The sequence below is a fragment of the Klebsiella sp. GN_Kp190 genome, assembly GCF_040061795.1.
Classification (GTDB): Bacteria; Pseudomonadota; Gammaproteobacteria; order Enterobacterales; family Enterobacteriaceae; genus Klebsiella; species Klebsiella michiganensis.
This window is the reverse complement of the sequence record NZ_JBEAFN010000011.1, coordinates 233,218-254,942: the sequence shown is the minus strand read 5'-3', so window position 1 is coordinate 254,942 and position 21,725 is coordinate 233,218. Positions and strand designations below refer to the sequence as shown.

18 protein-coding genes and 1 tRNA gene are annotated in these 21,725 nt (G+C 57.0%); 7 read left to right on the top strand and 12 right to left on the bottom strand.

Annotation, left to right across the window (positions count from 1 at the left end):
• Positions 1-327: 327 nt before the first annotated feature.
• Entirely contained in the window at positions 328-1,311 is a 984-nt protein-coding gene (gene ebgR, locus ABLU67_RS09470; protein ID WP_032720237.1) for a transcriptional regulator EbgR, read from the bottom strand.
• Between the two features lie 223 nt (positions 1,312-1,534).
• Here ebgR and ABLU67_RS09465 point away from each other — a divergent pair, with 223 nt between their 5' ends.
• Positions 1,535-1,867 (top strand): tRNA-binding protein, encoded by a 333-nt coding sequence (locus tag ABLU67_RS09465; RefSeq protein ID WP_102803965.1) that lies wholly within the window; start codon positions 1,535-1,537, stop codon positions 1,865-1,867.
• 37 nt (positions 1,868-1,904) lie between these two features.
• Here ABLU67_RS09465 and ygjG read toward each other — a convergent pair whose 3' ends face one another.
• Complete coding sequence (gene ygjG / locus ABLU67_RS09460) at positions 1,905-3,284, bottom strand: putrescine aminotransferase (protein WP_004854393.1); 1,380 nt, start codon at positions 3,282-3,284, stop codon at positions 1,905-1,907.
• Between the two features lie 240 nt (positions 3,285-3,524).
• Positions 3,525-4,079: a PadR family transcriptional regulator gene (locus ABLU67_RS09455; RefSeq protein ID WP_004854392.1), complete on the bottom strand. Its 555-nt coding sequence runs from the start codon at positions 4,077-4,079 to the stop codon at positions 3,525-3,527.
• Positions 4,080-4,317: 238 nt separating this feature from the next.
• Between ABLU67_RS09455 and ABLU67_RS09450 the strand changes: the two genes are divergently transcribed.
• Positions 4,318-5,091 carry a siderophore-interacting protein gene (locus tag ABLU67_RS09450; protein WP_025105901.1) on the top strand — a complete coding sequence of 258 codons (774 nt, stop codon included), beginning with the start codon at positions 4,318-4,320 and terminating at the stop codon, positions 5,089-5,091.
• A gap of 232 nt (positions 5,092-5,323) precedes the next feature.
• On the opposite strand, the gene ABLU67_RS09445 is transcribed toward ABLU67_RS09450, so the two are convergent.
• The 4 genes from ABLU67_RS09445 to dhaK all read right to left on the bottom strand — a co-directional run bounded on the left by ABLU67_RS09445 (position 5,324) and on the right by dhaK (position 10,183).
• The gene (locus ABLU67_RS09445; protein WP_032720240.1) at positions 5,324-6,973 is read right to left on the bottom strand and encodes a glycerone kinase; all 1,650 of its coding nucleotides are present in this window, start codon (positions 6,971-6,973) and stop codon (positions 5,324-5,326) included.
• 67 nt (positions 6,974-7,040) lie between these two features.
• Positions 7,041-8,459 carry a dihydroxyacetone kinase phosphoryl donor subunit DhaM gene (gene dhaM, locus ABLU67_RS09440; protein ID WP_348852274.1) on the bottom strand — a complete coding sequence of 473 codons (1,419 nt, stop codon included), beginning with the start codon at positions 8,457-8,459 and terminating at the stop codon, positions 7,041-7,043.
• Positions 8,460-8,469: 10 nt separating this feature from the next.
• On the bottom strand, positions 8,470-9,102 hold the full coding sequence (dhaL, locus tag ABLU67_RS09435; RefSeq protein WP_014226902.1) for a dihydroxyacetone kinase subunit DhaL: 633 nt from the start codon (positions 9,100-9,102) through the stop codon (positions 8,470-8,472).
• A 10-nt stretch (positions 9,103-9,112) separates the two neighbouring features.
• Complete coding sequence (gene dhaK / locus ABLU67_RS09430) at positions 9,113-10,183, bottom strand: dihydroxyacetone kinase subunit DhaK (RefSeq protein ID WP_348852273.1); 1,071 nt, start codon at positions 10,181-10,183, stop codon at positions 9,113-9,115.
• A 596-nt stretch (positions 10,184-10,779) separates the two neighbouring features.
• Between dhaK and ABLU67_RS09425 the strand changes: the two genes are divergently transcribed.
• The 3 genes from ABLU67_RS09425 (at position 10,780) to ABLU67_RS09415 (ending at position 14,358) form a co-directional block, all read left to right on the top strand.
• Positions 10,780-11,877 (top strand): glycerol dehydrogenase, encoded by a 1,098-nt coding sequence (locus ABLU67_RS09425; protein ID WP_348852272.1) that lies wholly within the window; start codon positions 10,780-10,782, stop codon positions 11,875-11,877.
• A 104-nt stretch (positions 11,878-11,981) separates the two neighbouring features.
• A complete protein-coding gene (dhaR, locus tag ABLU67_RS09420; RefSeq protein ID WP_032692891.1) occupies positions 11,982-13,895 on the top strand; it encodes a dihydroxyacetone kinase operon transcriptional regulator DhaR in 1,914 nt (637 codons plus the stop codon).
• A 139-nt stretch (positions 13,896-14,034) separates the two neighbouring features.
• On the top strand, positions 14,035-14,358 hold the full coding sequence (locus tag ABLU67_RS09415; protein ID WP_071532228.1) for a DUF1889 family protein: 324 nt from the start codon (positions 14,035-14,037) through the stop codon (positions 14,356-14,358).
• 95 nt (positions 14,359-14,453) lie between these two features.
• Here the strand turns inward: ABLU67_RS09415 and ABLU67_RS09410 are convergent.
• A tRNA-Ile gene (locus tag ABLU67_RS09410) sits at positions 14,454-14,529 on the bottom strand.
• 124 nt (positions 14,530-14,653) lie between these two features.
• Between ABLU67_RS09410 and mug the strand changes: the two genes are divergently transcribed.
• Positions 14,654-15,160, top strand: a complete 507-nt coding sequence (gene mug, locus ABLU67_RS09405) for a G/U mismatch-specific DNA glycosylase (protein ID WP_348852271.1) — start codon at positions 14,654-14,656, stop codon at positions 15,158-15,160.
• 69 nt (positions 15,161-15,229) lie between these two features.
• Here the strand turns inward: mug and ABLU67_RS09400 are convergent, their stop codons facing one another.
• The 4 genes from ABLU67_RS09400 to rpsU all read right to left on the bottom strand — a co-directional run bounded on the left by ABLU67_RS09400 (position 15,230) and on the right by rpsU (position 20,449).
• Complete coding sequence (locus ABLU67_RS09400) at positions 15,230-15,892, bottom strand: TetR/AcrR family transcriptional regulator (protein WP_064358278.1); 663 nt, start codon at positions 15,890-15,892, stop codon at positions 15,230-15,232.
• A gap of 244 nt (positions 15,893-16,136) precedes the next feature.
• Positions 16,137-17,981: an RNA polymerase sigma factor RpoD gene (gene rpoD / locus ABLU67_RS09395; protein ID WP_004105908.1), complete on the bottom strand. Its 1,845-nt coding sequence runs from the start codon at positions 17,979-17,981 to the stop codon at positions 16,137-16,139.
• A gap of 273 nt (positions 17,982-18,254) precedes the next feature.
• Positions 18,255-20,000, bottom strand: a complete 1,746-nt coding sequence (gene dnaG, locus ABLU67_RS09390) for a DNA primase (RefSeq protein WP_014226898.1) — start codon at positions 19,998-20,000, stop codon at positions 18,255-18,257.
• Between the two features lie 233 nt (positions 20,001-20,233).
• A complete protein-coding gene (gene rpsU, locus ABLU67_RS09385; protein ID WP_001144069.1) occupies positions 20,234-20,449 on the bottom strand; it encodes a 30S ribosomal protein S21 in 216 nt (71 codons plus the stop codon).
• 237 nt (positions 20,450-20,686) lie between these two features.
• On the opposite strand from rpsU, the gene tsaD reads away from it, so the two are divergent.
• Positions 20,687-21,700, top strand: coding sequence for a tRNA (adenosine(37)-N6)-threonylcarbamoyltransferase complex transferase subunit TsaD (gene tsaD, locus ABLU67_RS09380; protein WP_025105907.1), 1,014 nt, complete (start codon positions 20,687-20,689; stop codon positions 21,698-21,700).
• Positions 21,701-21,725 lie beyond the last annotated feature (25 nt).

Here is a 21,725-nt window from a genome sequence, read left to right as displayed (position 1 = left end):
GACGGCGGTGAACCCGTAGCCCGGGCAAGGCGCGTCAAGCGCCGCCCCCGGGAGCCGGGCGCAGAGAGGGGGAATTTCCCGGAGGCGATGCTGGCGCATCTGTCCGGGCTACCGTTTGGCAGACGGCGGTGAACCCGTAGCCCGGGCAAGGCGCGTCAAGCGCCGCCCCCGGGAGCAGAGCGCAGAGAGGTGGAGTTTCCCGGAGGCGATGCTGGCGCATCTGTCCGGGCTTGTTTTGCAGACGGCGGTGAACCCGTAGCCCGGGCAAGGCGCGTCAAGCGCCGCCCTGGGGAGCCGGGCGCAGAGGATTTAGCGTCAGAAACGGGATTAGCGGGTGGTGCCGCGCAGCTTCAGCACGCTGGGGACAAAGACGTTTAGCGGCAGCGCGCGGCCATCGCGGGCTTTCTCAACCAGCAGGTTGACGCCCTGGCTGCCCATCATTTCTGAATGAATGCGCACCGTGGAGAGCGGCGGAAAGGTAAAACGCGCGGTGGGGATATCGTTAACGCTAATGAGCGAAATATCTTCCGGGATCGAGAGACCGCGTTCATGAATGGCGCGCAGCACGCCGATGGCGATAGAGTCTGACGCGACGAACAGCGCGGTGGGGAAATCCGCCTTTGCCAGCATCGTTTTTGCCAGCTCATAGCCGGAGGAGCTGGAAAACCCGCCGCGCCAGATATCTTCTTCCGAAACCACTCCCTTCAGGCGGCCATATTCGACGAAGGCCACTTCGCGGATGTCGGCTTTACCCGGCTCATCCTGGCCACCAATAAAGCCGATGCGCCGCGCGCCCTGGGCGATAAAAAAGTCGATAACTTCTTTGGCGATGCGCACCAGATCGATGTCGACGGCGTCATAGCTGCTGCCGGGTTCATGGAAATCAATAAAGCAGACGTTGTCGGTTAACGCCGTGGCGGCGTCGCGAATCGCCCGCGAAGGCTGGCCGACAATCAGAACGCCGGTCACTTTTTTCAGCTCGGGTAGCGCGTTGTTAAAGTAGCAGTTGGTCAACTCGATACCGAGCTTTTCGCATTGCGTTTCGATGCCGTGGCGGATTGCCAGATAGTAAGGATCGTTGATTTCCAGATCCTGCTGGTAGCTGTAGATGGCCAGAATATGGTGGTGGCCGACGGTGTGAACCTGAGCCTTACGCGAGCTGGTACTTTTATATTCCAGCTTTTCCGCCACCTCAAGAATGCGATGTTTTGTCTCTTCTTTCACGTTCAGAGTGGGGTCGTCGTTTAAAACGCGGGAAACCGTCGCCAGTGAAACGCCTGCTTCGGTCGCGATATCTTTTAGTGTGGCCATTGTTTTCCTTATCTATCTGACGTTGCCCCATCGACGCAAACCATTGTAAAGCAAGCGCGGGCAGCTGCATCTCTTTTCAGTAAATTTCCGCCGTATTATTCATCCCCGCCGCAGCGTTTCTACTGCGCAAAAGAGTGATGAATCTAACATTCTTCGCACTATTATGCGGAAACCTCGCCGACATTTGTTATCTTTTACTAAAATTTTACTTGAGAGGTGCAAGATGGAAACGGTGCTTTATGCTGATTTTGCCAGACTGGAAATGCGTACGGGAAAAATTGTGGCGATAAAACAACATGAGAATGCCGACAAGCTCTATATTGCCCGGATTGATGTTGGCGATCGCACGCTGCAGACGGTAACCAGCCTCGTGCCGTACTACAGCGAAGAAGAGCTGCTGGGAAAAACGGTCGTGGTCCTGTGTAATCTGGCGAAAGCCAAAATGCGCGGTGAAACCTCGGAGTGCATGCTGCTTTGCGCCGAAACGGACGATGGCAGCGAAAGCGTACTGCTTACGCCGGAAAGGGCGATGCCTGCTGGCGTGCGGGTGGTATAACGCAATGCCCTCTCCCTGTGAGGGAGAGGGCAGGTCACTACGCCTCTTCCACCGAAACCCGCAGCGCCGCCAGCGCCAGGCGGGCCGCTTTTAGCACCTGTTCACACTGCTCAGGGGTCAGCGTCAGCGGCGGTTCAATGCGGATCGTTCTTGCGTTGTTGAGCGTTCCTGCCACCAGTACGCGCTGGCGGAACATCTCGCTGGCAAAGTCATAGCCGATTTCGTTATCGACAAACTCAATGGCCATCAGCATACCTTTGCCGCGCACGTCATTCACCAGATCCGGATATTCGCGGGCTAGCTGACGGAAGCCGTCCAGCAGCATGTCGCCTTTCTGCTCCGCCTGCGCGGGCAGGTTTTGCGTCAGCAACACGTTGATGGTCGCCAGCGCCGCCGCGCAGGCCAGCGGGTTGCCGCCGAACGTGGTGGTATGCAGGAACGGGTTATCGAACAGCACCGAGAATACCTCTTCGGTGGCGACCGTTGCGCCAATCGGCATGACGCCGCCGCCCAGCGCTTTGGCAAGGCACAGAATGTCCGGCTGGACGTTTTCATGCTCGCAGGCGAACATCTTGCCGGTGCGCCCCATGCCGGTTTGCACTTCATCGAGGATCAGCAGCGCGCCAAACTCGTCGCACAGCTTGCGCACCGCGGGCAGATAGCCCGGCGGCGGCAGAATCACCCCGCCTTCGCCCTGAATAGGCTCAAGGATCACCGCCGCGACGTCATCGCCGGTCTTTTTGCACTCGCTCAGCAGGGTGCGCATCGCGTTGATATCGCCAAAAGGCACGTGACGGAATCCCGGCAGCAGCGGCATAAAAGGCTTACGGAAAGTCGATTTCGCGGTGGCCGAAAGCGCGCCCAGCGACTTACCGTGAAACGCGCCGCTGGTGGCGACGAAGGTAAACTTGCCGCGCGGAGACTGATAAGCCTTCGCCAGCTTTAACGCCGCTTCGACCGATTCGGTACCGCTGTTGCTAAAGAAGCTGTATTTCAGTTTGCCCGGCGTTAAGGCCGCCAGGGTTTTAGCCAGCATGGCCCGCAGCGGGTCCAGCAGTTCCTGACTATGAAGGGGTTGTTTAGCGAGCTGATTTTCGACGGCGGAAACGACAACTGGATTACGGTGCCCTACATTAAAAATCCCAAACCCACCCAGGCAGTCGATAAACTCCTGTCCCTGAGTGTCGACAAGCGTATTTAACCCTCCCGCTTGCCACTCTACGGCTCCGTAATCCCCGCCAGCAGTGACCGATTTTCGATACGCTAAAAACCCCGGGTTCACATGCTCTTTAAAGTATTCCCTGACCTCCTGGTTAAGTGATTTCATCTCCTCATGATCGAGCGTTCGCTTCTCAATGAGATTCAGTGCGTGTGCGCTGCAGGCCAGAGCCGATGCGCTGGAAGGTAACCTGTTCAAAATATGCTCCTGGGCGGGGCGTATCACATGATACTGAATTAAGTATTGCAGGGATTACGCCACTTCGGCGCGGGCCAGGAAAATCGGGATAAACGCAACGTGAAATTGCGGTTGAGCAAAATTTAATCTTATCGCGAAATTATTGGCATGTTTTACTCCTGAAGGCGTGAAACCATGCGCAGAAGGGGTCCCGCCGCGTGCTTCGCGGCGGTGCAGGCTGCCCGGCGATGGGGCAGAGGGCTAGTCGAGCTGGGAGATTTCCATTGCCGCGCGGTCAATGACGCCGACGATCTGCTTTAGCTGAGCTTCGGTTATTTCCTGCTGGTTAACCCTTAAATCCAGTACTGCCTTAAAATTCTCCAGCGCGCGCTTCATCTGCGGATTTTTACGGAGTTCACAGCCCACCATGCGCGCCTGCAGCCTGGTCTGAATATGCTCCAGCTGCTCCAGGTTTTCCGCGTGCAGCTGACTGCCTTCGGCGGTAATGGCGATTTTTTTGCGGCCGTTTTCGTCAGCCACGCTGATTAATCCCTGATCCTGAAGTAAATCGAGCGTCGGGTAGATGACGCCGGGGCTCGGGCTGTAGTTGCCCTGGGTCAGGGTTTCGATCTCTTTAATCAGTTCGTAACCGTGGCTGGCATTGCGGGTGAGGATGTCCAGAATCACCAGGCGCAGCTCGCCGTGACCAAAGAAGCGCTGCCGGCGTCCGCCGCCTCTGCGACCGTGCTCGCCGTGTTCGCTATGTTCCCCGTGGCGTCCGCGTGGGCCACGGCCTTCTTCGTGATGGTGTCTCATGTTTTTCTCCTGTGATTATTTGATATATCTAATTTATATCTAAAAATAATAAAGTAGCAACAAAGTAGTGAATGTATTTTTTATTTAATTGATATTTAACGTTTTAATTTTTGATTTTGGCTTTTGTGGCGTTTTTCTATGACTATATCAAAAAACGCTTGCATTCTTTTTTAATGGCAATCATTATCATTTGCAAGATTTTTAGATATATCTATTCCGTTCACGAAGGCGATGAAAGATGACAACGACCAGGCACCCCAAATACCCGCAGCGCGTACGTAATGAACTGCGCTTCCGTGAGTTAACCGTATTGCGCGTCGAGCGTATCGGCAGCGCATTCCAGCGTGTCGTGCTGGGCGGAGAGGCGCTGGAAGGCTTTGTTTCCCAGGGTTTTGACGACCACACCAAGCTCTTTTTCCCGGCCGCGGGCGCTGCGTTCACGCCACCGGAGGTGACGGATGAAGGCATTAACTGGGGCGATGGCGTGCGTCCGGCGACCCGCGACTATACGCCGCTGTACGACGCCGGGCGTCATGAGCTGGCGTACGACTTTTTTATTCACGATGGCGGTATTGCCAGCAGCTGGGCGCTGGCGGCGAAAACGGGCGATAAGCTGGTGGTCGGCGGGCCGCGCGGTTCGCTGGTGGTGCCGGAAGATTACGCCTGGCAGCTGTATGTGACCGATGAGTCAGGCATGCCCGCGCTGCGCCGCCGTCTGCTGGGATTGCAGCAGCTTCCGACGCGCCCGCAGGTCACGGCGCTCGTCACCATTGGCGATGAGTCTTATCAAGATTACCTGGCCGATCTCGATGGTTTTCATATCGAGTGGGTGGTGGGACATCACTCCTCTGCCGTGGCCGAGCGCCTGGCGCGAATAGCGGTGCCGGCTGAGGACTATTTTATCTGGCTGACCGGGGAAGGCGCGGTGGTGAAATCGCTGCTGGCGCGCTTTGAAGGCCCGGGGATTGATCCGCAGCTGGTGCGTTCGCAGGCCTACTGGCACAGCAAATAAACGCGGAGAAACCCCGGGTTGCGGCTGGCGCCTTACCCGGGCTACTGGCCCTACCGGCCCGTAGACGGGGGTGAACCCGTAGCCCGGGCAAGGCGCGTTAAGCGCCGCCCCCGGGAGCAGCGCGCAGAGTGGCTGATTTTCCCGGAGGCGATGCTGCGCATCAGTCCGGGTGACCGGCCCGCAGACGGCTGCGAACCCGTAGCCCTGCTAAGCGCAGCGCGAGCAGGGGAGACTATTTCTGCGCCAGCGCTTTAAACACCATGGCCACCGCGTGGGCGCCGGGGTCCATATTGCCGCGCAGGCTATCGCTGTTCAGATACGATGCGCGCCCGGCGCCCGCTTTGCTGGCGTGAAGCGTACGATCCGCGCCCGCCTGCGCCGCGGCGAAAGCCGCCTGCAGGTTATCCGGTTCGGCCAGCAGCGCCGTTAGCGCCGGCTGCAGGGCGTCAATCATGGTCCGGTCGCCTTCATCCGCACCGCCGTAAAACTTCATCTGCGCCAGACCGGCGTTTAATGCTTCGGCGACGCTTGCCCCCTGTTCCAGCTTCTGCCCGGCGGCGGTAAAGAAAATCGACATCAGCACGCCGCTGGAGCCGCCCATCACAACCGTCAGACGCTCGCCAATCAGGGCAAACAGCGTGGCGAGGTTAGCCAGCGGCAGCTGACGACGCTGAAGTAAGTCGGCGATGTCGCGTGCGCCGGCGGCGAAGGTGGAGCCGGTATCGCCGTCGCCGACTTTCGCATCCAGCGCGTTAAGGTCTGCTTCCAGCCCGGACAGCGTGCCGGTCACCCGCTCCACGTAGCCCGCAACTTCGCTGTTCTCCGAAGGCGCAAACTCCACCCGCGTACTGCGCAGCGATGACGGCATCACGCTGACCGCGCGCGGCTGTACCGGCGTCTGCCAGCCGGCGGTTTCTACCGCGGAAAGCAGCGCCTTCTCAATGCTCTCTTCCAGCACGATGGCGGTGAGGGAGAAGCCTTTCATATCCAGCGCGGTGACCAGCGACGCCGGGCCTATCAGCCAGTCGATACGCTGATGCAGCGGAGTATTGGCCAGCTCGCGGGTCAAAATCGCCATTTCGGCAATCGACACGCCGCCGAGATTATTGATCATCACCGCCAGGCGGCCGGTTTCCGGCAGGGCGGCGCTGAGCTTCTCTACCATCAGCGTAACGATTTCCGCACTGTTCTGCGTGGCGATAACCGAAGCGCCCGGTTCGCCGTGGATCCCCATCCCCAGTTCGGCCTGATCCGGATGATGGCGCGGAGTCGTTTCCGCATCCTGCGGCAGGTGACAGCTGGAAAGGGCCAGGCCAAGGCTGAAGGTGTGTCTGGCGGCATACTGCGCTTCGCGCAGCACGGTCGCCAGATTGTGGCCGCGTTCGGCGAAGTAGCCGGCCACTTTATGCACCAGAATCGTCCCGGCAATGCCGCGCGGGTGTTTGTTATCCGGCAGTGAAATATCATCGCCAACGATCAGCATCTCGACGTTATAGCCCATACGGCGCGCTTTCTCCGCGGCGAGGCCGAAGTTCAGACGATCGCCGGTGTAGTTCTTGACGATCAGCAGGCATCCGGCATCGCCGGTCACGGCCTGGATGGCGGTCAGCACCGCATCGACGCTCGGCGAGGCAAACAGATCGCCGCAGACGGCGGCGGTCAGCATGCCTTTACCGACAAAGCCCGCGTGGGCCGGTTCGTGACCGGAACCGCCGCCGGAGATTACCGCCACGTTGTTTTTGTCGAGATCGCGACGCACCACCACGCGAATGGCGGGATCGCTCTCCAGCCGCGCCAGGTTATTCCACGGGCTGGCGATAATGGTCCCTTCAATCACTTCGTTGACGAGGTTGGCGCGCTGATTAAAAAAGAATTGAGACATAACGGATCCTGAAAGTTAAGCGAGTTCCCGGAGGGGACAGCCTCCGGGGCGGAAAGGTTAGGGCAGATTAGCCGCGAATCACGCGTTTGCCGGGAATATCAAGGATGACGCTCTCGCCATCTTGCAGCGTCAGGGCATCGCTCTGCTGGCACAGCATCGCGATACCCGCCTGGCGGGCGATAATGGCGCCGTGAGAGAGCTCGCTGCCGGCCTGCAGGCAGATCCCCTTCACCTGCTCTGCGTTAAGCTGCAGGACGGTAGAAGGGAAGATATCGTCGGCAATGAGGATCGAAGGCGCGCTAAACTGCGGCAGCGCTTCATTGCGCTCGTTAAGGTGACGCAGCGTGCGGTGCAAAATATCTTCAATATCAATATAGCGCGCCTGCAGGTAAGCATCGTCGAGATGGCGATATTGTTGGCTTAAATCGCTCAGCACCTGTTGCCAGGCCCACGCCGCGCTGCACTGCTCGTCGCGTATGATGTCGCACGCCGCTGCGTATAAATCAGGGTCATCGAGCAGGGTATGATGCCCGGAGAAGATCGCCGCGATGTCGGCGGAAAACGTCGCCTCTGCCAGAGTCGTCAGCGCGCTAAGGTCTTCCAGCGTCCGATCGATGGCCCGTTTCAGCCGCAGCTGCTGCTGGCCGATAGCGGCGCTCGTTTCCCGCGAGATCCTGTCCTGCGGCTGGGGATAAAGCACGACCTTACCCTCAACGCGGTCGGCGCTGGCGGGCCGACGCGCGGGCGCCGCCTCCATTGGCTCGCCGAAGTTCTCCGTCGCCAGCGCCTGGAACGCCGCCAGCGCGGCGTCGGCGTCCGGGCCGCGGGCAAGCAGTCTTAAGGTATCGTTCCGGCGCACCTGAAGCAGGGCGATTTGGTTGAGGCTGTCCGGCGTGACGCATTTACCCCCTTTCTCCAGCACCAGGTCGGCATTGAATCCCGCCAGCGCGGCGACCAGCTTTGACGCCGGACGAACGTGCAGGCCGTTGTGGTTTTGAATCACCACGGAAACCGAGCGCGCGTCGCGGTCGTCGACCGGCGCGGCGGTCAGCGAAGCGTGTTGCGGTTGCGATGGTAACCCCAGCTGTACGCGCTTTGCCTCCAGCGCGTTCATGGCGTCTTCAATTACCTTGTCGATGCCGGCTCCGGCGGCGGCGCTCACCGTCGCCGCCAGAGTCCCTTCCACCAGCGGCGCCGCGCACAGGCGAACCTTCGCCGCAATGGCCGGATCGAGGAGATCCAGCGCGGTTTCGGCGCTCAGCAGGGCGCTGCCGATATCCATCATCACCAGGATATGATCGGCGTCGGAGACGGACTCGATGGCTTCCATAACCTTAATGGGATCGGTGCCGATCGGACTGGCGGGATCGTCAATTCCGGCGGCGATCGCCAGCTTACAGCCATCGTTCATTAACATCTGCCGGGCCAGTTCTCCGACACCTTCGCCCAGACGGGCGCTATGAGAAACAATAACCAGGTTTACCATCGCGTTTTCCTTACTCTTTGGCCGCAGCGGCCAGCATCTGAACCATCAACATCACCGAGGTCGCGCCCGGATCCTGGTGCCCGATGCTGCGTTCGCCCAGGTAGCTGGCCCGCCCTTTGCGAGCCTGCATGGCGATCGTGGCGTGGACGGCGGCTTGCGCCTGTTCGCAGGCAGCATCAAGGGCGCCTGGTATCGACAGGTGCTGTTCGCTGGACTGGCGCAACGATTCCACCACCGGCAGCCAGACGTCGCACATGGTTTTATCGCCCGGCTCGGCTTTGCCGCGATTCACCACCCCTTCCGCGCCTTCGCGAAAGGTCTGATAGAGCTCCTCCAGGGTCAGGCTCTGGTGGGCCTGGGTCACCTGAGCGGCGCGAATAAAGAAGGTGCCGAACAGCGGGCCGCTGGCCCCGCCGACGTTGGAGAGCAGCGTCATACCGGTATTTTTAAGAATAAAACCAATGTCTTTATCGGCAATCGACGGCAGCTTTTCCACCACCTTGCTAAAACCGCGATGCATATTCAGGCCGTGGTCGGCATCGCCGATTTCCCGGTCCAGACCGGTCAAAAAATCGCTCTCTTTGGTGAAAATATCGCCGCAGCGATAGAGCCAGTCTACGATTTGCGTTCTGCTTAATGACATGTCGTGCTCCTTAGTTGCCCCAGTTCAGCGCCGGGGTGTGGACCGGGGCGTCCCATAATGCCAGCGTCTCTTCATCGGCCTTTAGCAGGGTGATGGAAAAGCCCACCATATCCAGAGAGGTACAGTAGCTGCCGATAAGGTTGCGCGCGATAACGATACCGGCCTCCTCGAAGCGCTGCGTCAGACGGTTATAGACGCCGTAGAGTTCGGACAGCGGCGTGGCGCCGAGGTTGTTGACCAGCGCGATAACCCGATCGCCTTTTTGCAGCGCCTGCTTGGTCTGCGTTACCTCCTGCCACGCGCCTTTCACGTTGTCCCAGTGGCGCAGCGTGCGGCTATAGGCGCCGTTTTCCAGCAGGGTATCGAACATTTCGTCAACGGTGCGATCGAGAGAGGTGAAGCGGCGGCGGTCGATGCCCGGTTCGCCGTGAATGCCGACGCCGAACTCCATCTCATCGTCCTGCAGTTCGAATGAGGGCTGCCCGGCGGCCGGAACGGTGCAGGCGCCGAGCGCGATGCCGATAGAGTGGCCGAGGTTATTGAGCTTGCGCCCCAGTTCGGCGCAGGCTTCCAGCGGGTCGCCGCGTTCGGCGGCCGCGCCCACCAGTTTTTCAATCAGCACGGTATTCGCCACGCCGCGCCGCCCGGCGGTATAGAGGCTGTCTTTCACCGCCACGTCGTCATCGACTACCACGGTGGTAACCTTGACGCCGCTTTCGTGCAGCAGCTCGGTGGCGGTTTCGAAGTTAAGAATATCGCCGGTGTAGTTTTTGATAATCAGCAGCACGCCTTCGCCGCCGTCGATGGTCATGGCGCACTCAAACATTTTATCCGGCGTCGGGGAGGTAAAAATTTCTCCCGGGCAGGCCCCGGAAAGCATGCCCTGGCCAATATAGCCGCAGTGCATCGGCTCGTGGCCGCTGCCGCCGCCGGAGAGCAGCGCCACTTTCCCGGCCACCGGCGCATCGGCGCGGGTGACGTAGACCGGATCCTGGTGCAGCGTCAGTTCAGGGTGGGCTTTTGCCAGGCCAGCCAGTTGTTCACTCAGGACATCTTCGACACGGTTAATCAGTTTTTTCATTATTTATGCTCCGTCGGAGTTTCGATGCGGCCTCTCTGCTGACGGAGGCGATCATCGTGTAGGGGTACCGCCTGACGATATGCGATATCGGGCGATGTATTGATTCTGGCTGAGTTGGCGGGAAAAAAAATCGCCATAAAATGAGTTTCATTACGAAACGTAATTATTAATTTTTGTTCCTTAATGAAACATTTTTGCGCAAGGAAAGGGAAAAATGCGAAGTAAGGCGCCTCTTTCACCTCGCTTCATCAGCGTGGAAAGCCTGCTCAGAGAAATAATTTTGCCCCTTCTTGCCGCCCGTGGTGGTGAAAAACGTCGACGATCGTCCGGTTGGTGACCTTCTTTTGCGCCAAAGGGGCGGATCGAGATCGCAATCCCATCGTTTCACATGAATTCATGTTCCAATATGAAACAATAAAATTTATGTCCTGTTTCATATCGGGACAAAAAGGGGAAAGATTTTTTTGCCCGCGGCTCGCCCTACAGTGATGGCATCGCTCAGGTAGCGCTTTCGTCCCCGCCTTTGATGTAAGGCCGGACGGAGAAACACCGGGGCTCATCATGTCAAAACATGCACTTATTTGAGGGTGAACGGAATGCTAAAAGTTATTCAATCTCCAGCCAAATATCTCCAGGGACCAGATGCATCCACGCTGTTTGGGCAATACGCCAAAAACCTGGCGGACAGCTTTTTCGTGATTGCCGATGACTTCGTGATGAAGCTGGCGGGAGAGAAAGTGCTGGAAGGTTTGCACAGCCATAATATCAGCTGCCATGCGGAGCGCTTCAACGGCGAATGCAGCCACGTTGAGATCAATCGTCTGATCGCCATTCTGAAACATCACGGCTGCCGCGGCGTGGTGGGCATCGGCGGCGGCAAGACGCTCGATACGGCGAAAGCCATTGGCTACTACCAGAAGCTACCGGTGGTGGTGATCCCGACGATCGCCTCCACCGATGCGCCAACCAGCGCGCTGTCGGTTATCTACACCGAAGCCGGCGAGTTTGAAGAGTATCTGATCTACCCGAAAAATCCGGACATGGTGGTGATGGATACGGCGATTATCGCTAAAGCGCCGGTGCGCCTGCTGGTGGCCGGGATGGGGGATGCGCTTTCAACCTGGTTTGAAGCCAGGGCCTGCTATGACGCCAGAGCCACCAGCATGGCGGGCGGTCAGTCGACGGCAGCGGCGCTGAGCCTGGCGCGCCTGTGCTATGATACGCTGCTGGCGGAAGGCGAAAAAGCCCGCCTCGCTGCCCAGGCCGGCGTGGTGACCGATGCGCTGGAACGCATCGTTGAAGCGAATACCTACCTCAGCGGTATCGGCTTTGAAAGTAGCGGTCTGGCCGCCGCGCACGCCATTCACAACGGTTTCACCATCCTCGAAGAGTGCCACCATCTGTACCATGGCGAGAAAGTGGCGTTTGGTACCCTGGCGCAGCTGGTGCTGCAAAATAGCCCGATGGAAGAGATCGAAACGGTGCTGAACTTCTGCCATACCGTCGGGCTGCCGGTTACGCTGGCGCAAATGGGCGTTAAAGAGGGCATCGATGAGAAAATTCAGGCAGTCGCCAAAGCGACCTGCGCGGAAGGTGAAACCATTCATAACATGCCGTTCCCGGTCAGCGCGCAGAGCGTGCATGCGGCGATTCTGACCGCCGACCTGCTCGGACAGCAGTGGCTGGCGCGCTAATTTAGCGTCGACCTGCCCCGTCTCATTTAAGCGATGAGACGTTTTCTCCCCCTCTGGCGGTTGCCGCCGGAGGGGTTGTCGTTTATGAAACAGCGGATAGGGATATGACTGCGCAGACTCAGAGCTTTCCTTTGGTGATAACCCAGTCGTGGCATCGCTGCAGCAAGTTTATGCAGCGGGAAACCTGGCAGACGCCGCATCAGGCGCAGGGGCTGACGTTTGAATCGATTTGTCGGCGCAAGACCGCGCTGTTGACGATTGGTCAGGCGGCGCTGGAGGATGCCTGGGAGTTTATGGATAACCGCCCCTGCGCGCTGTTCATCCTCGATGAGTCCGCCTGTATTCTTAGCCGCTGCGGCGATCCGCAGACCCTCGACCAGCTGGCGGCGCTGGGATTTCGTGACGGCAGCTACTGCGCGGAAAGCATTATCGGCAGCTGCGCGCTTTCGCTGGCCTCCATGCTCGGGCAGCCGGTCAAAACGACGGGCGAGGAGCATTTTAAACATGCGCTGCACGGATGGTCGTTTAGCTCCACGCCGGTGTTTGATAACCACGGGCGTCTGTTCGGTTCCATTTCCCTGTGCTGCCTGACGGAAGAACAGGCTTCGCCTGATCTCTCCCTGACCCTGGCTATCGCCCGGGAAGTCGGCAACTCGCTGCTCACTGATAGCCTGCTGGCCGAGTCGAATCGCCATCTTAACCAGATGTACGGTCTGCTGGAGAGCATGGATGACGGGGTGATGGCGTGGAACGAGCAGGGGATTTTGCAGTTTCTTAACGTGCAGGCGGCGACGCTGCTGCATCTTGATGCCCAGGCCAGCCAGGGGAAAAACATTAATGAGCTGGTGACGCTGCCGGCCCTGCTGCGTCGGGCCATTAAGCACGCGCGCGGGCTGAACCATGTGGAAGTTACCTTCGAAAGCCAGCATCAGTTTGTCGACGCCGTGATTACGCTCAAGCCAATCGTTGAAGAGCAGGGCAACAGTTTCATTCTGCTGCTGCATCCCGTCGAGCAGATGCGCCAGCTGATGACCAGCCAGCTTGGCAAAGTGAGCCATACCTTTGAACAGATGTCGGCGGACGACCCGGAAACCCGGCGGCTGATTCACTTTGGCCGCCAGGCGGCGCGCGGCGCTTTCCCGGTGTTGCTGTGCGGTGAAGAGGGGGTGGGTAAGGAGCTGCTCAGCCAGGCGATTCACAATGAGAGCGAGCGGGGTGGCGGGCCGTATATCGCGGTCAACTGCCAGCTGTATGCCGACAGCGTCCTGGGCCAGGACTTTATGGGCAGCGCGCCGACGGACGATGAAAACGGCCGCCTTAGCCGTCTTGAGCTGGCCAACGGCGGGACGCTGTTTCTGGAAAAAATCGAATACCTGGCGCCGGAGCTGCAGTCCGCGCTGCTGCAGGTGATCAAGCAGGGGGTTTTAACCCGTCTGGATGCCCGCCGCTTGATTCCGGTAGACGTTAAAGTGATCGCCACCACCACCGTCGATCTTGCCAATCTGGTGGAGCAAAACCGCTTTAGCCGCCAGCTTTACTACGCGCTGCACTCCTTTGAAATCGTTATCCCACCGCTGCGCGCGCGGCGTAACAGTATTCCTTCACTGGTGCACAATCGCCTTAAGAGCCTGGAAAAGCGCTTTTCCTCGCGGCTGAAAATGGATGAAGATGCGCTGGCGCAGCTGGTGGCCTACTCCTGGCCGGGCAACGATTTTGAGCTGAACAGCGTGATTGAAAATATCGCCATTAGCAGCGATAACGGCCATATCCGGCTGAGTAATTTGCCGGAATATCTGTTTGCCGAGCGGCCCGGCGCCGACGCGGGCTCCTCGCTGCTGCCCGCCAGCCTGACCTTTAGCGCCATTGAGAAAGAAGCGATTATCCATGCCGCCCGCGTGACCAGCGGGCGGGTGCAGGAGATGGCGCAGCTGCTGAATATTGGCCGCACCACGCTGTGGCGAAAAATGAAACAGTACGATATCGATGCCGGCCAGTTTAAGCGCGGACGTATGGAGTAGTTTCCTGTGGGGAGTAGTACGGAATAGTCGAGCAGAAAAGCACCACGCAAGCGTTTAGCTGCGGTCTGAATCAAAGAAAGGCAACGATCTCTTTGATATCCCGGCGAAGATGGGTCCATAGTGTCATCATGTTCATTACGTGGTTAATTTTAAGGATAAGAGTATGCCAACAGCAATCGATAAAGCCCTGGATTTTATTGGTGGTATGAACACATCGTTGTCGGTGCCGAATACTATGGATGAAAGTACCGCTAAGGGAATTTTGAAGTATTTGCATGAACTAGGCGTACCGGCAAATCCTGCCGACGTCATGGCCCGGGGTGAAAAGGAGGGATGGGATGCCGGGTTCACGGAAAAAGTGGCCGGCTGGGCGGAAAAAATTGCCTCCGGTAACCGGATCGTCATTAAAAACCCGGAATTCTTCACCGTCTATATGCGCGAACAGCTGCAGGCGCTGGTGTAAGCCGCCTGTCGCGAACCTCACGTTAAGCTGCGGCGCCCCGAGGGGGCCGCACAATGCAAAAGGGCCGGAGATTTCTCTCCGGCCCTTGCTGTATCTGGTGGCCCCTGCTGGACTTGAACCAGCGACCAAGCGATTATGAGTCGCCTGCTCTAACCACTGAGCTAAGGGGCCGTGGCGAGGGATTATAAAGTAACTGTTCCCCGCAATCCAGCCTAAAAATCACGCCTGCTGTTTTTATAAACAACGCATTTTCAATCCTTTATAATTACCTTTTAGGCATTGAGCTGGGGAAAACATGATTAACGATATTCTGGCGCCGGACCTGAGGGTCGTCTTTTGCGGTATCAATCCGGGGAAGTCTTCCGCCCATACCGGTTTTCATTTCGCCCATCCGGGCAATCGCTTCTGGAAAGTGATTCACCAGGCCGGCTTTACCGACCGTCTTCTGAAACCCGAGGAGGAACTCCATCTGCTGGATACTCGCTGCGGGATCACGATGCTCGTCGAACGCCCGACGGTGCAGGCCAGCGAGGTTGAGCTGCTGGAGCTCCGCGACGGTGGCCGTGAACTGGTCAGAAAAATGGAAGAGTATCAGCCGCGCGCGCTGGCGATCCTGGGTAAACAGGCCTTCGAGAAAGCGTTTCAGGTGCGCGGCGTAAAATGGGGCAAGCAGCAGGTGACCATTGGGGCGACGGAAGTTTGGGTGCTGCCGAATCCCAGCGGCCTCAACCGGGCGACGCTGGATAAACTGGTGGAGGCCTACCGGGAGCTTGACGAGGCGCTGGCCACGCGAGGGCTTTAATGCATTTCCGACGACAAAAGGGTTACGGCTTTCACCCCGGTCGTCGGCGGCTGGCTTAAGCCTGAGGCTTTAGTCAGCTTTTTCGCAATCGCTAATATTCCCTTTTTCTATCATGAATAAGAGGGCGTCAAAAGCGAAGTCGAGAAAGGCTTTACGGTCTTTCTCAAGGTGACGTAAAAGACATTCTTCTCTGTACGAGGACTTTTCCACTAGCCCGGTCAGGCAGAGCCAGAACAGCATCATGACGTCCGCGACGGGAGCATTTAATCCAATCTCTTTTTTTTCGGCGGCGTCTGTGATTCGCTTTGCGATAATCTGGTGGATCTGTTCTCCAGTCATTGCGATATTTTTCAACGCTTTATTGTTTTTAGTGATTTTTTCAGAACAGGCGATCTTCCCGGCTATCGCGGAAAAGTAGGCAAGGCTTGTTTCGTGGAGAGCCATCAGCGCATGGCACAGCTCGCGATAAAATTCGCGAAATGAATTTTGCCGATTGGCGATTGGTATGAGCTCCTGATAGAAACGCGCCATTACCTCCAGGATAAGATGATCCAGAATATCCTTTTTATTGTCGAAATAGGTATAAAGCGTGGTTTTACTAAAACCGGCTTCATGTGCGATCTCATCCATGGTGGTACTTTCTATTCCACGGCTTAGAAATAATGTATTAGCGGTGGTTAAAATAACCGTTCTATTAAAATCAGCCAGCTGAATTTTACGCTTGCTATTCATTTCATTTCCCTATGATTTGCCTGCGGTTTTAGGCGTAAATACGCCCCATCAACCAACCAATAGTACAATTGTAAAACTATGAGTCCAGCGGTTTAATGGCACATAAATAAATAATAAGAATAAGACCTGGATATATATTGATGGGTTTTATATTGGGGTTTTAATATTTATTAAATAAATAGTTTCTGCTTAGACATAAAAAAAGCCAGTCATGTGACTGGCTTTTCAGGGGACGCGGCGATAATTAATCGTCGAGGAAGCTACGCAGCACTTCAGAACGGCTCGGATGGCGCAGTTTACGCAGCGCCTTCGCTTCGATCTGACGAATACGTTCGCGGGTTACGTCAAACTGTTTACCCACTTCTTCCAGCGTGTGATCGGTATTCATGTCGATACCAAAGCGCATACGCAGGACTTTCGCTTCACGGGCGGTCAGGCCAGCCAGGACGTCGTGGGTGGCGGCGCGCAGGCTCTCGGTGGTGGCAGAGTCCAGCGGCAGCTCGAGGGTGTTATCCTCGATGAAATCTCCCAGATGCGAATCTTCATCGTCGCCAATCGGCGTTTCCATGGAGATGGGCTCTTTGGCGATTTTCAGCACCTTACGAATTTTGTCTTCCGGCATCAGCATGCGTTCGGCCAGCTCTTCCGGCGTCGGCTCGCGGCCCATTTCCTGCAGCATCTGGCGGGAAATACGGTTGAGCTTGTTGATAGTCTCAATCATATGCACCGGAATACGGATGGTGCGCGCCTGGTCTGCGATAGAGCGGGTGATCGCCTGACGGATCCACCAGGTTGCGTAGGTGGAGAACTTGTAGCCGCGGCGGTATTCAAACTTATCAACCGCCTTCATCAGACCGATGTTGCCTTCCTGGATCAGATCGAGGAACTGCAGACCGCGGTTGGTGTATTTCTTGGCGATCGAGATAACCAGACGCAGGTTCGCTTCAACCATCTCTTTCTTCGCACGGCGCGCTTTCGCTTCACCGATGGACATACGACGGTTGATATCTTTTACCTGCTCGATGGTCAGGCCGGTCTCTTGTTCAATCTGCTGCAGTTTCATCAGGCCGCGCTGAACGTCTTCTTTCACGTCAAGCAGCTTCTCTGACCACGGCTTGTTCATGGCGATGGCCGCATTGAACCAGGTTTCGCTGGTTTCGTTGCCGGTGAACAGAGTGATGAAGTTTTTCTTCGGCATTTTGCACTGCTCAACGCACAGCTTCATGATGATACGTTCTTGAGTACGAACGCGATCCATCATGATACGCATGCTGTTAACCAGGTAATCGAACTGCTTCGGTACCAGACGGAACTGTTTGAACACTTCGGATAGCTTGAGGATCTCTTCCTGCGCTGCGGCGTGGCTACGACCTTTCGCTTTGATGGTGTCGCGGGTCAGTTCGTACTGCGTACGCAGCTCGGCGAATTTCTCGCGCGCCAGCTCGGGGTCGATGCTGTTGTCGTCATCGCTGCTGTCGTCGTCTTCTTCTTCATCTTCGTCTTCGTCGTCATCCATCTCTTCCTGAGAGAGTTCAGAACCGACGTGCGTCGCCGTTGGCGCCATATCTTCTTCGGCGTTCGGGTCGACAAAACCGGTGATCAGATCGGACAGACGCGCTTCTTCCGCTTCAACGCGATCGTACTGCTCCAGCAGATAGGTGATCGCTTCAGGGTATTCAGCCACCGAGCACTGAACCTGGTTAATGCCGTCTTCGATACGTTTAGCGATGTCGATTTCGCCTTCGCGCGTCAGCAGTTCGACGGTACCCATTTCACGCATGTACATGCGCACCGGGTCGGTTGTGCGTCCGATTTCAGACTCAACGCTGGAGAGAACCTGCGCCGCAGCTTCTTCCGCATCTTCGTCGGTATTGTTGTTCGTTTCAGCAAGCAAAAGATCATCGGCATCCGGTGCTTCTTCCATCACCTGAATGCCCATGTCGTTGATCATTTGGATGATGTCTTCGATCTGGTCGGAGTCGACGATATCTTCCGGCAGATGGTCATTGACCTCGGCATAGGTCAGATAGCCTTGCTCCTTACCACGTTGGACAAGAAGCTTCAGCTGTGACTGCGGGTTTTGCTCCATAAGACGGTATCCACACTTAATTCGTTTGATTGGTGTAAGCAGGCGAACTGCCAACATTTAAAGCGAGGGCGTACTTATATTATTGCCGCTGCGCCTCGAGCGGCTGTCGGGGTCTTCCCGAACGATATTCGGCACTTAAGCCGTTCAATGCGTTATCTTTCAAGTTGTCTCTGCGTTAGCTACGTTCTCTCATCCTGGTCATGTGCTTGTGCGCACTCCCGGGGATTCGTTCTCATGCTGCTTTGATACAACTTGAATGAGTTTGTCTTTCGTTTATTTTTTGGCCAGTTCCTGGCTGATGGTCCAGAGTTCCCGGCGCTCTTCACTGCTTAAGCCGTGCGTGCGGTCGCGAGCTATCAACTCTTCTTGCCGCAGCTCCAGCAGTGAATCAAACATATGGTTGAGCGAGTCGGTGAAGGTTTTTTCAGCAATATCCTTATCTGCTATATCGTCCCACATCGACAGTTTTTCAAGGGTTGCGGCCTCATTTGTGCCGCGATACTGCTCTAACAGCAGCCCGGTGGTCAGGCCCGGCTGTGCCAAACAGGTTTTAACCAGTTCGTTGAACAACCCAAGCCCCGGCATTTTACGCGGGTCCAGCCCTTCCAGGGGCGGTACCAGCGGCGCCAGATCCGGATTTTGTACCAGTAACCCTATCAGTATACGCATGGTCGTGCGTTTTAGCTGCGGAGCAGGGCGCTGGATGCCATTTTCAGACTGTTTTGGCATTAAACGTTCAAGCTGCGCATCATCTAAAATCCCCAGCTTATTGCCTAACTCCTGGCGCAGGTATATGCGCAGCGTTTCACCCGGCACCTGCGTTATCAGCGGCAGCGCTAAGGTACTCAGCTGCGCGCGGCCGTCCGGGGTGCTCAAATCCACCTGCGGTAGCAGGCTGTTGAACAAAAACGTGGAGAGCGGCTGAGCCTGCTCCATCCGCGCTTCAAATGCGGCTTTCCCTTCTTTGCGCACCAGCGTATCCGGGTCTTCGCCATCCGGCAGAAACATAAAGCGCAGCTGGCGCCCGTCGGTCATATACGGCAGCGCCGTTTCCAGCGCGCGCCAGGCGGCATCGCGGCCGGCCCGGTCGCCGTCGTAGCAGCAAACCACCTGATTGGTGACCCGGAACAACAGCTGAATATGGTCAGCGGTCGTCGACGTCCCCAGCGACGCAACGGCATAGTTAATGCCGAACTGCGCCAGAGCCACCACGTCCATATAACCTTCGACCACCAGCAGGCGGGGCGGTTCAGCGTTATCCTGCTGCGCTTCATAAAGACCGTACAGCTGGCGGCCTTTATGGAAAATATCGGTCTCCGGGGAGTTCAGGTACTTCGGCATGGCGTCACCCAGCACGCGACCACCAAAACCAATCACCCGGCCTCGCTTATCGCGGATGGGGAACATCACCCGTTCGCGGAAGCGGTCGTAACTGCGTCCCTGATCGTTAGTGACCAGCATGCCCGCATCAATCAGCGACTGGCGGTTTTCTTGATTACCGCCAAAACGTTTTAAAACGTTGTCCCAACCGGGAGGGGCGTAGCCAATCGCGAAGCGCGTAATCACCTCGCTGCTTAAGCCGCGTTTTTCCAGATACTGGCGCGCGGGGCCGGCGGCGGGTTGCATCAGAGACTGTTGATAAAACGTGTTCAGACCATCCATCAGCTGATAGAGATTTTGCCGCTGATGGCGCTCAATCTGGCTGGGTCCGCTACCTGCTTCATACGGCACGTCTAGATTATGCATGGCAGCCAGCTCTTCGACGGTTTCCACGAACTCGAGCTTGTCGTAGTTCATCAGGAAGTCGATAGCGTTGCCGTGCGCACCGCAGCCGAAGCAGTGGTAAAACTGTTTTTCACCGTTGACGGTGAAAGAGGGGGTTTTTTCGTTATGGAACGGACAGCACGCGTGAAAATTTTTGCCCTGCTTTTTCAGCTTTACCCGGGCATCGATCAGATCGACGATATCGGTGCGCGCCAGCAGGTCATTGATAAATACTCGTGGAATTCGTCCAGCCATATGCCCCGTTTTATACACGTTACCCTTCAAGCTGCCTCTGCGTTGGCTTCGCTCGTTCACCCTGTCACTTACTTCGGTAAGCTCCGGGGACTCACTCCCTTGCCGCCTTGATGCATCTTGAATGATTGAGTGTATATGCTAATGCATAAACGAAAATAAGCCGCGCATTCCTTTCGGAAGCACGGCCTTACAACTACAACTCGGTCTGAATTGAGAGCCTGGCTCCCAACAGATTAGTACAGACGAGTGCGGCGTGCGTTTTCGCGAGCCAGTTTCTTCGCGTGACGTTTCACTGCGGAAGCTTTAGCGCGTTTACGTTCGGTAGTCGGTTTTTCATAGAACTCACGACGACGAACTTCCGCCAGAACACCTGCTTTTTCGCATGAACGTTTGAAGCGACGCAGCGCTACGTCGAACGGCTCGTTTTCACGTACTTTAATTACCGGCATGTAACTCTCACCTTTGATAAATTCGGTTTGCCGCTGGCATCAGCGCCAGCTTATTTCAAAATGGTGCGGAATTTTACTGCAATTGCTGCTGCTTTGTAAAGCACCGACGCGATTTTTGAAAGGGACTTTTATAAGGACAGGGAGTATACACGAAGTGAACGCCAGGGGTGAGGAAAGTTTTACATCAACCCGCATTGGTCCTACACTGCGCGGTATTGAAACGAGGTAAAACTAGCCATGCGTGTACTGGGAATTGAAACATCCTGCGATGAAACCGGCATCGCCATTTATGACGACGAAAAAGGTCTGTTAGCCAACCAGCTGTATAGTCAGGTGAAATTGCACGCTGACTACGGCGGCGTGGTGCCCGAACTGGCCTCGCGCGACCACGTACGTAAAACCGTCCCCCTGATTCAGGCGGCGCTCAAGGAAGCCGGGCTGACGGCAAAGGATATCGATGCCGTTGCGTATACGGCGGGCCCCGGCCTGGTGGGCGCGCTGCTGGTCGGCGCAACGGTTGGCCGTTCGCTGGCGTTCGCCTGGAACGTGCCGGCGATCCCGGTACACCATATGGAAGGGCACCTGCTGGCGCCGATGCTGGAAGATAATCCGCCGCAGTATCCTTTTGTCGCGCTGCTGGTTTCCGGCGGCCATACCCAGCTGATCAGCGTCACCGGCATTGGCCAGTATGAACTGCTGGGCGAATCGATTGACGACGCGGCGGGCGAAGCCTTCGATAAGACCGCGAAACTGCTGGGGCTGGATTATCCCGGCGGCCCGATGCTGTCGAAGATGGCCTCCCAGGGCACCGAAGGGCGCTTTGTCTTCCCGCGCCCGATGACCGACCGCCCCGGGCTGGATTTTAGCTTTTCTGGCCTCAAGACCTTTGCCGCGAACACCATTCGCAGCAACGGCGATGACGATCAAACCCGCGCCGATATCGCCCGCGCTTTCGAAGATGCGGTCGTGGATACGCTGATGATTAAGTGCCGCCGCGCGCTGGATCAAACCGGCTTTAAACGGCTGGTGATGGCGGGGGGCGTCAGCGCTAACCGTACGCTGCGCGCGAAGCTGGCGGAAATGATGAAAAAGCGCGGCGGTGAAGTCTTCTACGCTCGTCCTGAATTCTGTACCGATAACGGCGCGATGATTGCCTATGCGGGGATGGTCCGTCTGCGCTCCGGCGCTAAAGCGGAGCTCGGCGTCACCGTTCGTCCGCGCTGGCCGCTGGCTGAGCTTCCGGCGGCATAACGTCTGATATTTCACAGGCCGACGT

Coding starts and splice junctions, on each gene's coding strand:
- ABLU67_RS09450 (WP_025105901.1), top strand. CDS start 4,318: ATGACAACGACCAGGCACCCCAAATACCCGCAGCGCGTACGTAATGAA.
- ebgR (WP_032720237.1), bottom strand. CDS start 1,311: ATGGCCACACTAAAAGATATCGCGACCGAAGCAGGCGTTTCACTGGCG.
- dhaL (WP_014226902.1), bottom strand. CDS start 9,102: ATGTCATTAAGCAGAACGCAAATCGTAGACTGGCTCTATCGCTGCGGC.
- mug (WP_348852271.1), top strand. CDS start 14,654: ATGATTAACGATATTCTGGCGCCGGACCTGAGGGTCGTCTTTTGCGGT.
- rpsU (WP_001144069.1), bottom strand. CDS start 20,449: ATGCCGGTAATTAAAGTACGTGAAAACGAGCCGTTCGACGTAGCGCTG.
- dhaK (WP_348852273.1), bottom strand. CDS start 10,183: ATGAAAAAACTGATTAACCGTGTCGAAGATGTCCTGAGTGAACAACTG.
- ABLU67_RS09400 (WP_064358278.1), bottom strand. CDS start 15,892: ATGAATAGCAAGCGTAAAATTCAGCTGGCTGATTTTAATAGAACGGTT.
- dhaR (WP_032692891.1), top strand. CDS start 11,982: ATGACTGCGCAGACTCAGAGCTTTCCTTTGGTGATAACCCAGTCGTGG.
- ABLU67_RS09425 (WP_348852272.1), top strand. CDS start 10,780: ATGCTAAAAGTTATTCAATCTCCAGCCAAATATCTCCAGGGACCAGAT.
- dnaG (WP_014226898.1), bottom strand. CDS start 20,000: ATGGCTGGACGAATTCCACGAGTATTTATCAATGACCTGCTGGCGCGC.
- tsaD (WP_025105907.1), top strand. CDS start 20,687: ATGCGTGTACTGGGAATTGAAACATCCTGCGATGAAACCGGCATCGCC.
- ABLU67_RS09455 (WP_004854392.1), bottom strand. CDS start 4,079: ATGAGACACCATCACGAAGAAGGCCGTGGCCCACGCGGACGCCACGGG.
- dhaM (WP_348852274.1), bottom strand. CDS start 8,459: ATGGTAAACCTGGTTATTGTTTCTCATAGCGCCCGTCTGGGCGAAGGT.
- ABLU67_RS09445 (WP_032720240.1), bottom strand. CDS start 6,973: ATGTCTCAATTCTTTTTTAATCAGCGCGCCAACCTCGTCAACGAAGTG.
- rpoD (WP_004105908.1), bottom strand. CDS start 17,981: ATGGAGCAAAACCCGCAGTCACAGCTGAAGCTTCTTGTCCAACGTGGT.
- ABLU67_RS09465 (WP_102803965.1), top strand. CDS start 1,535: ATGGAAACGGTGCTTTATGCTGATTTTGCCAGACTGGAAATGCGTACG.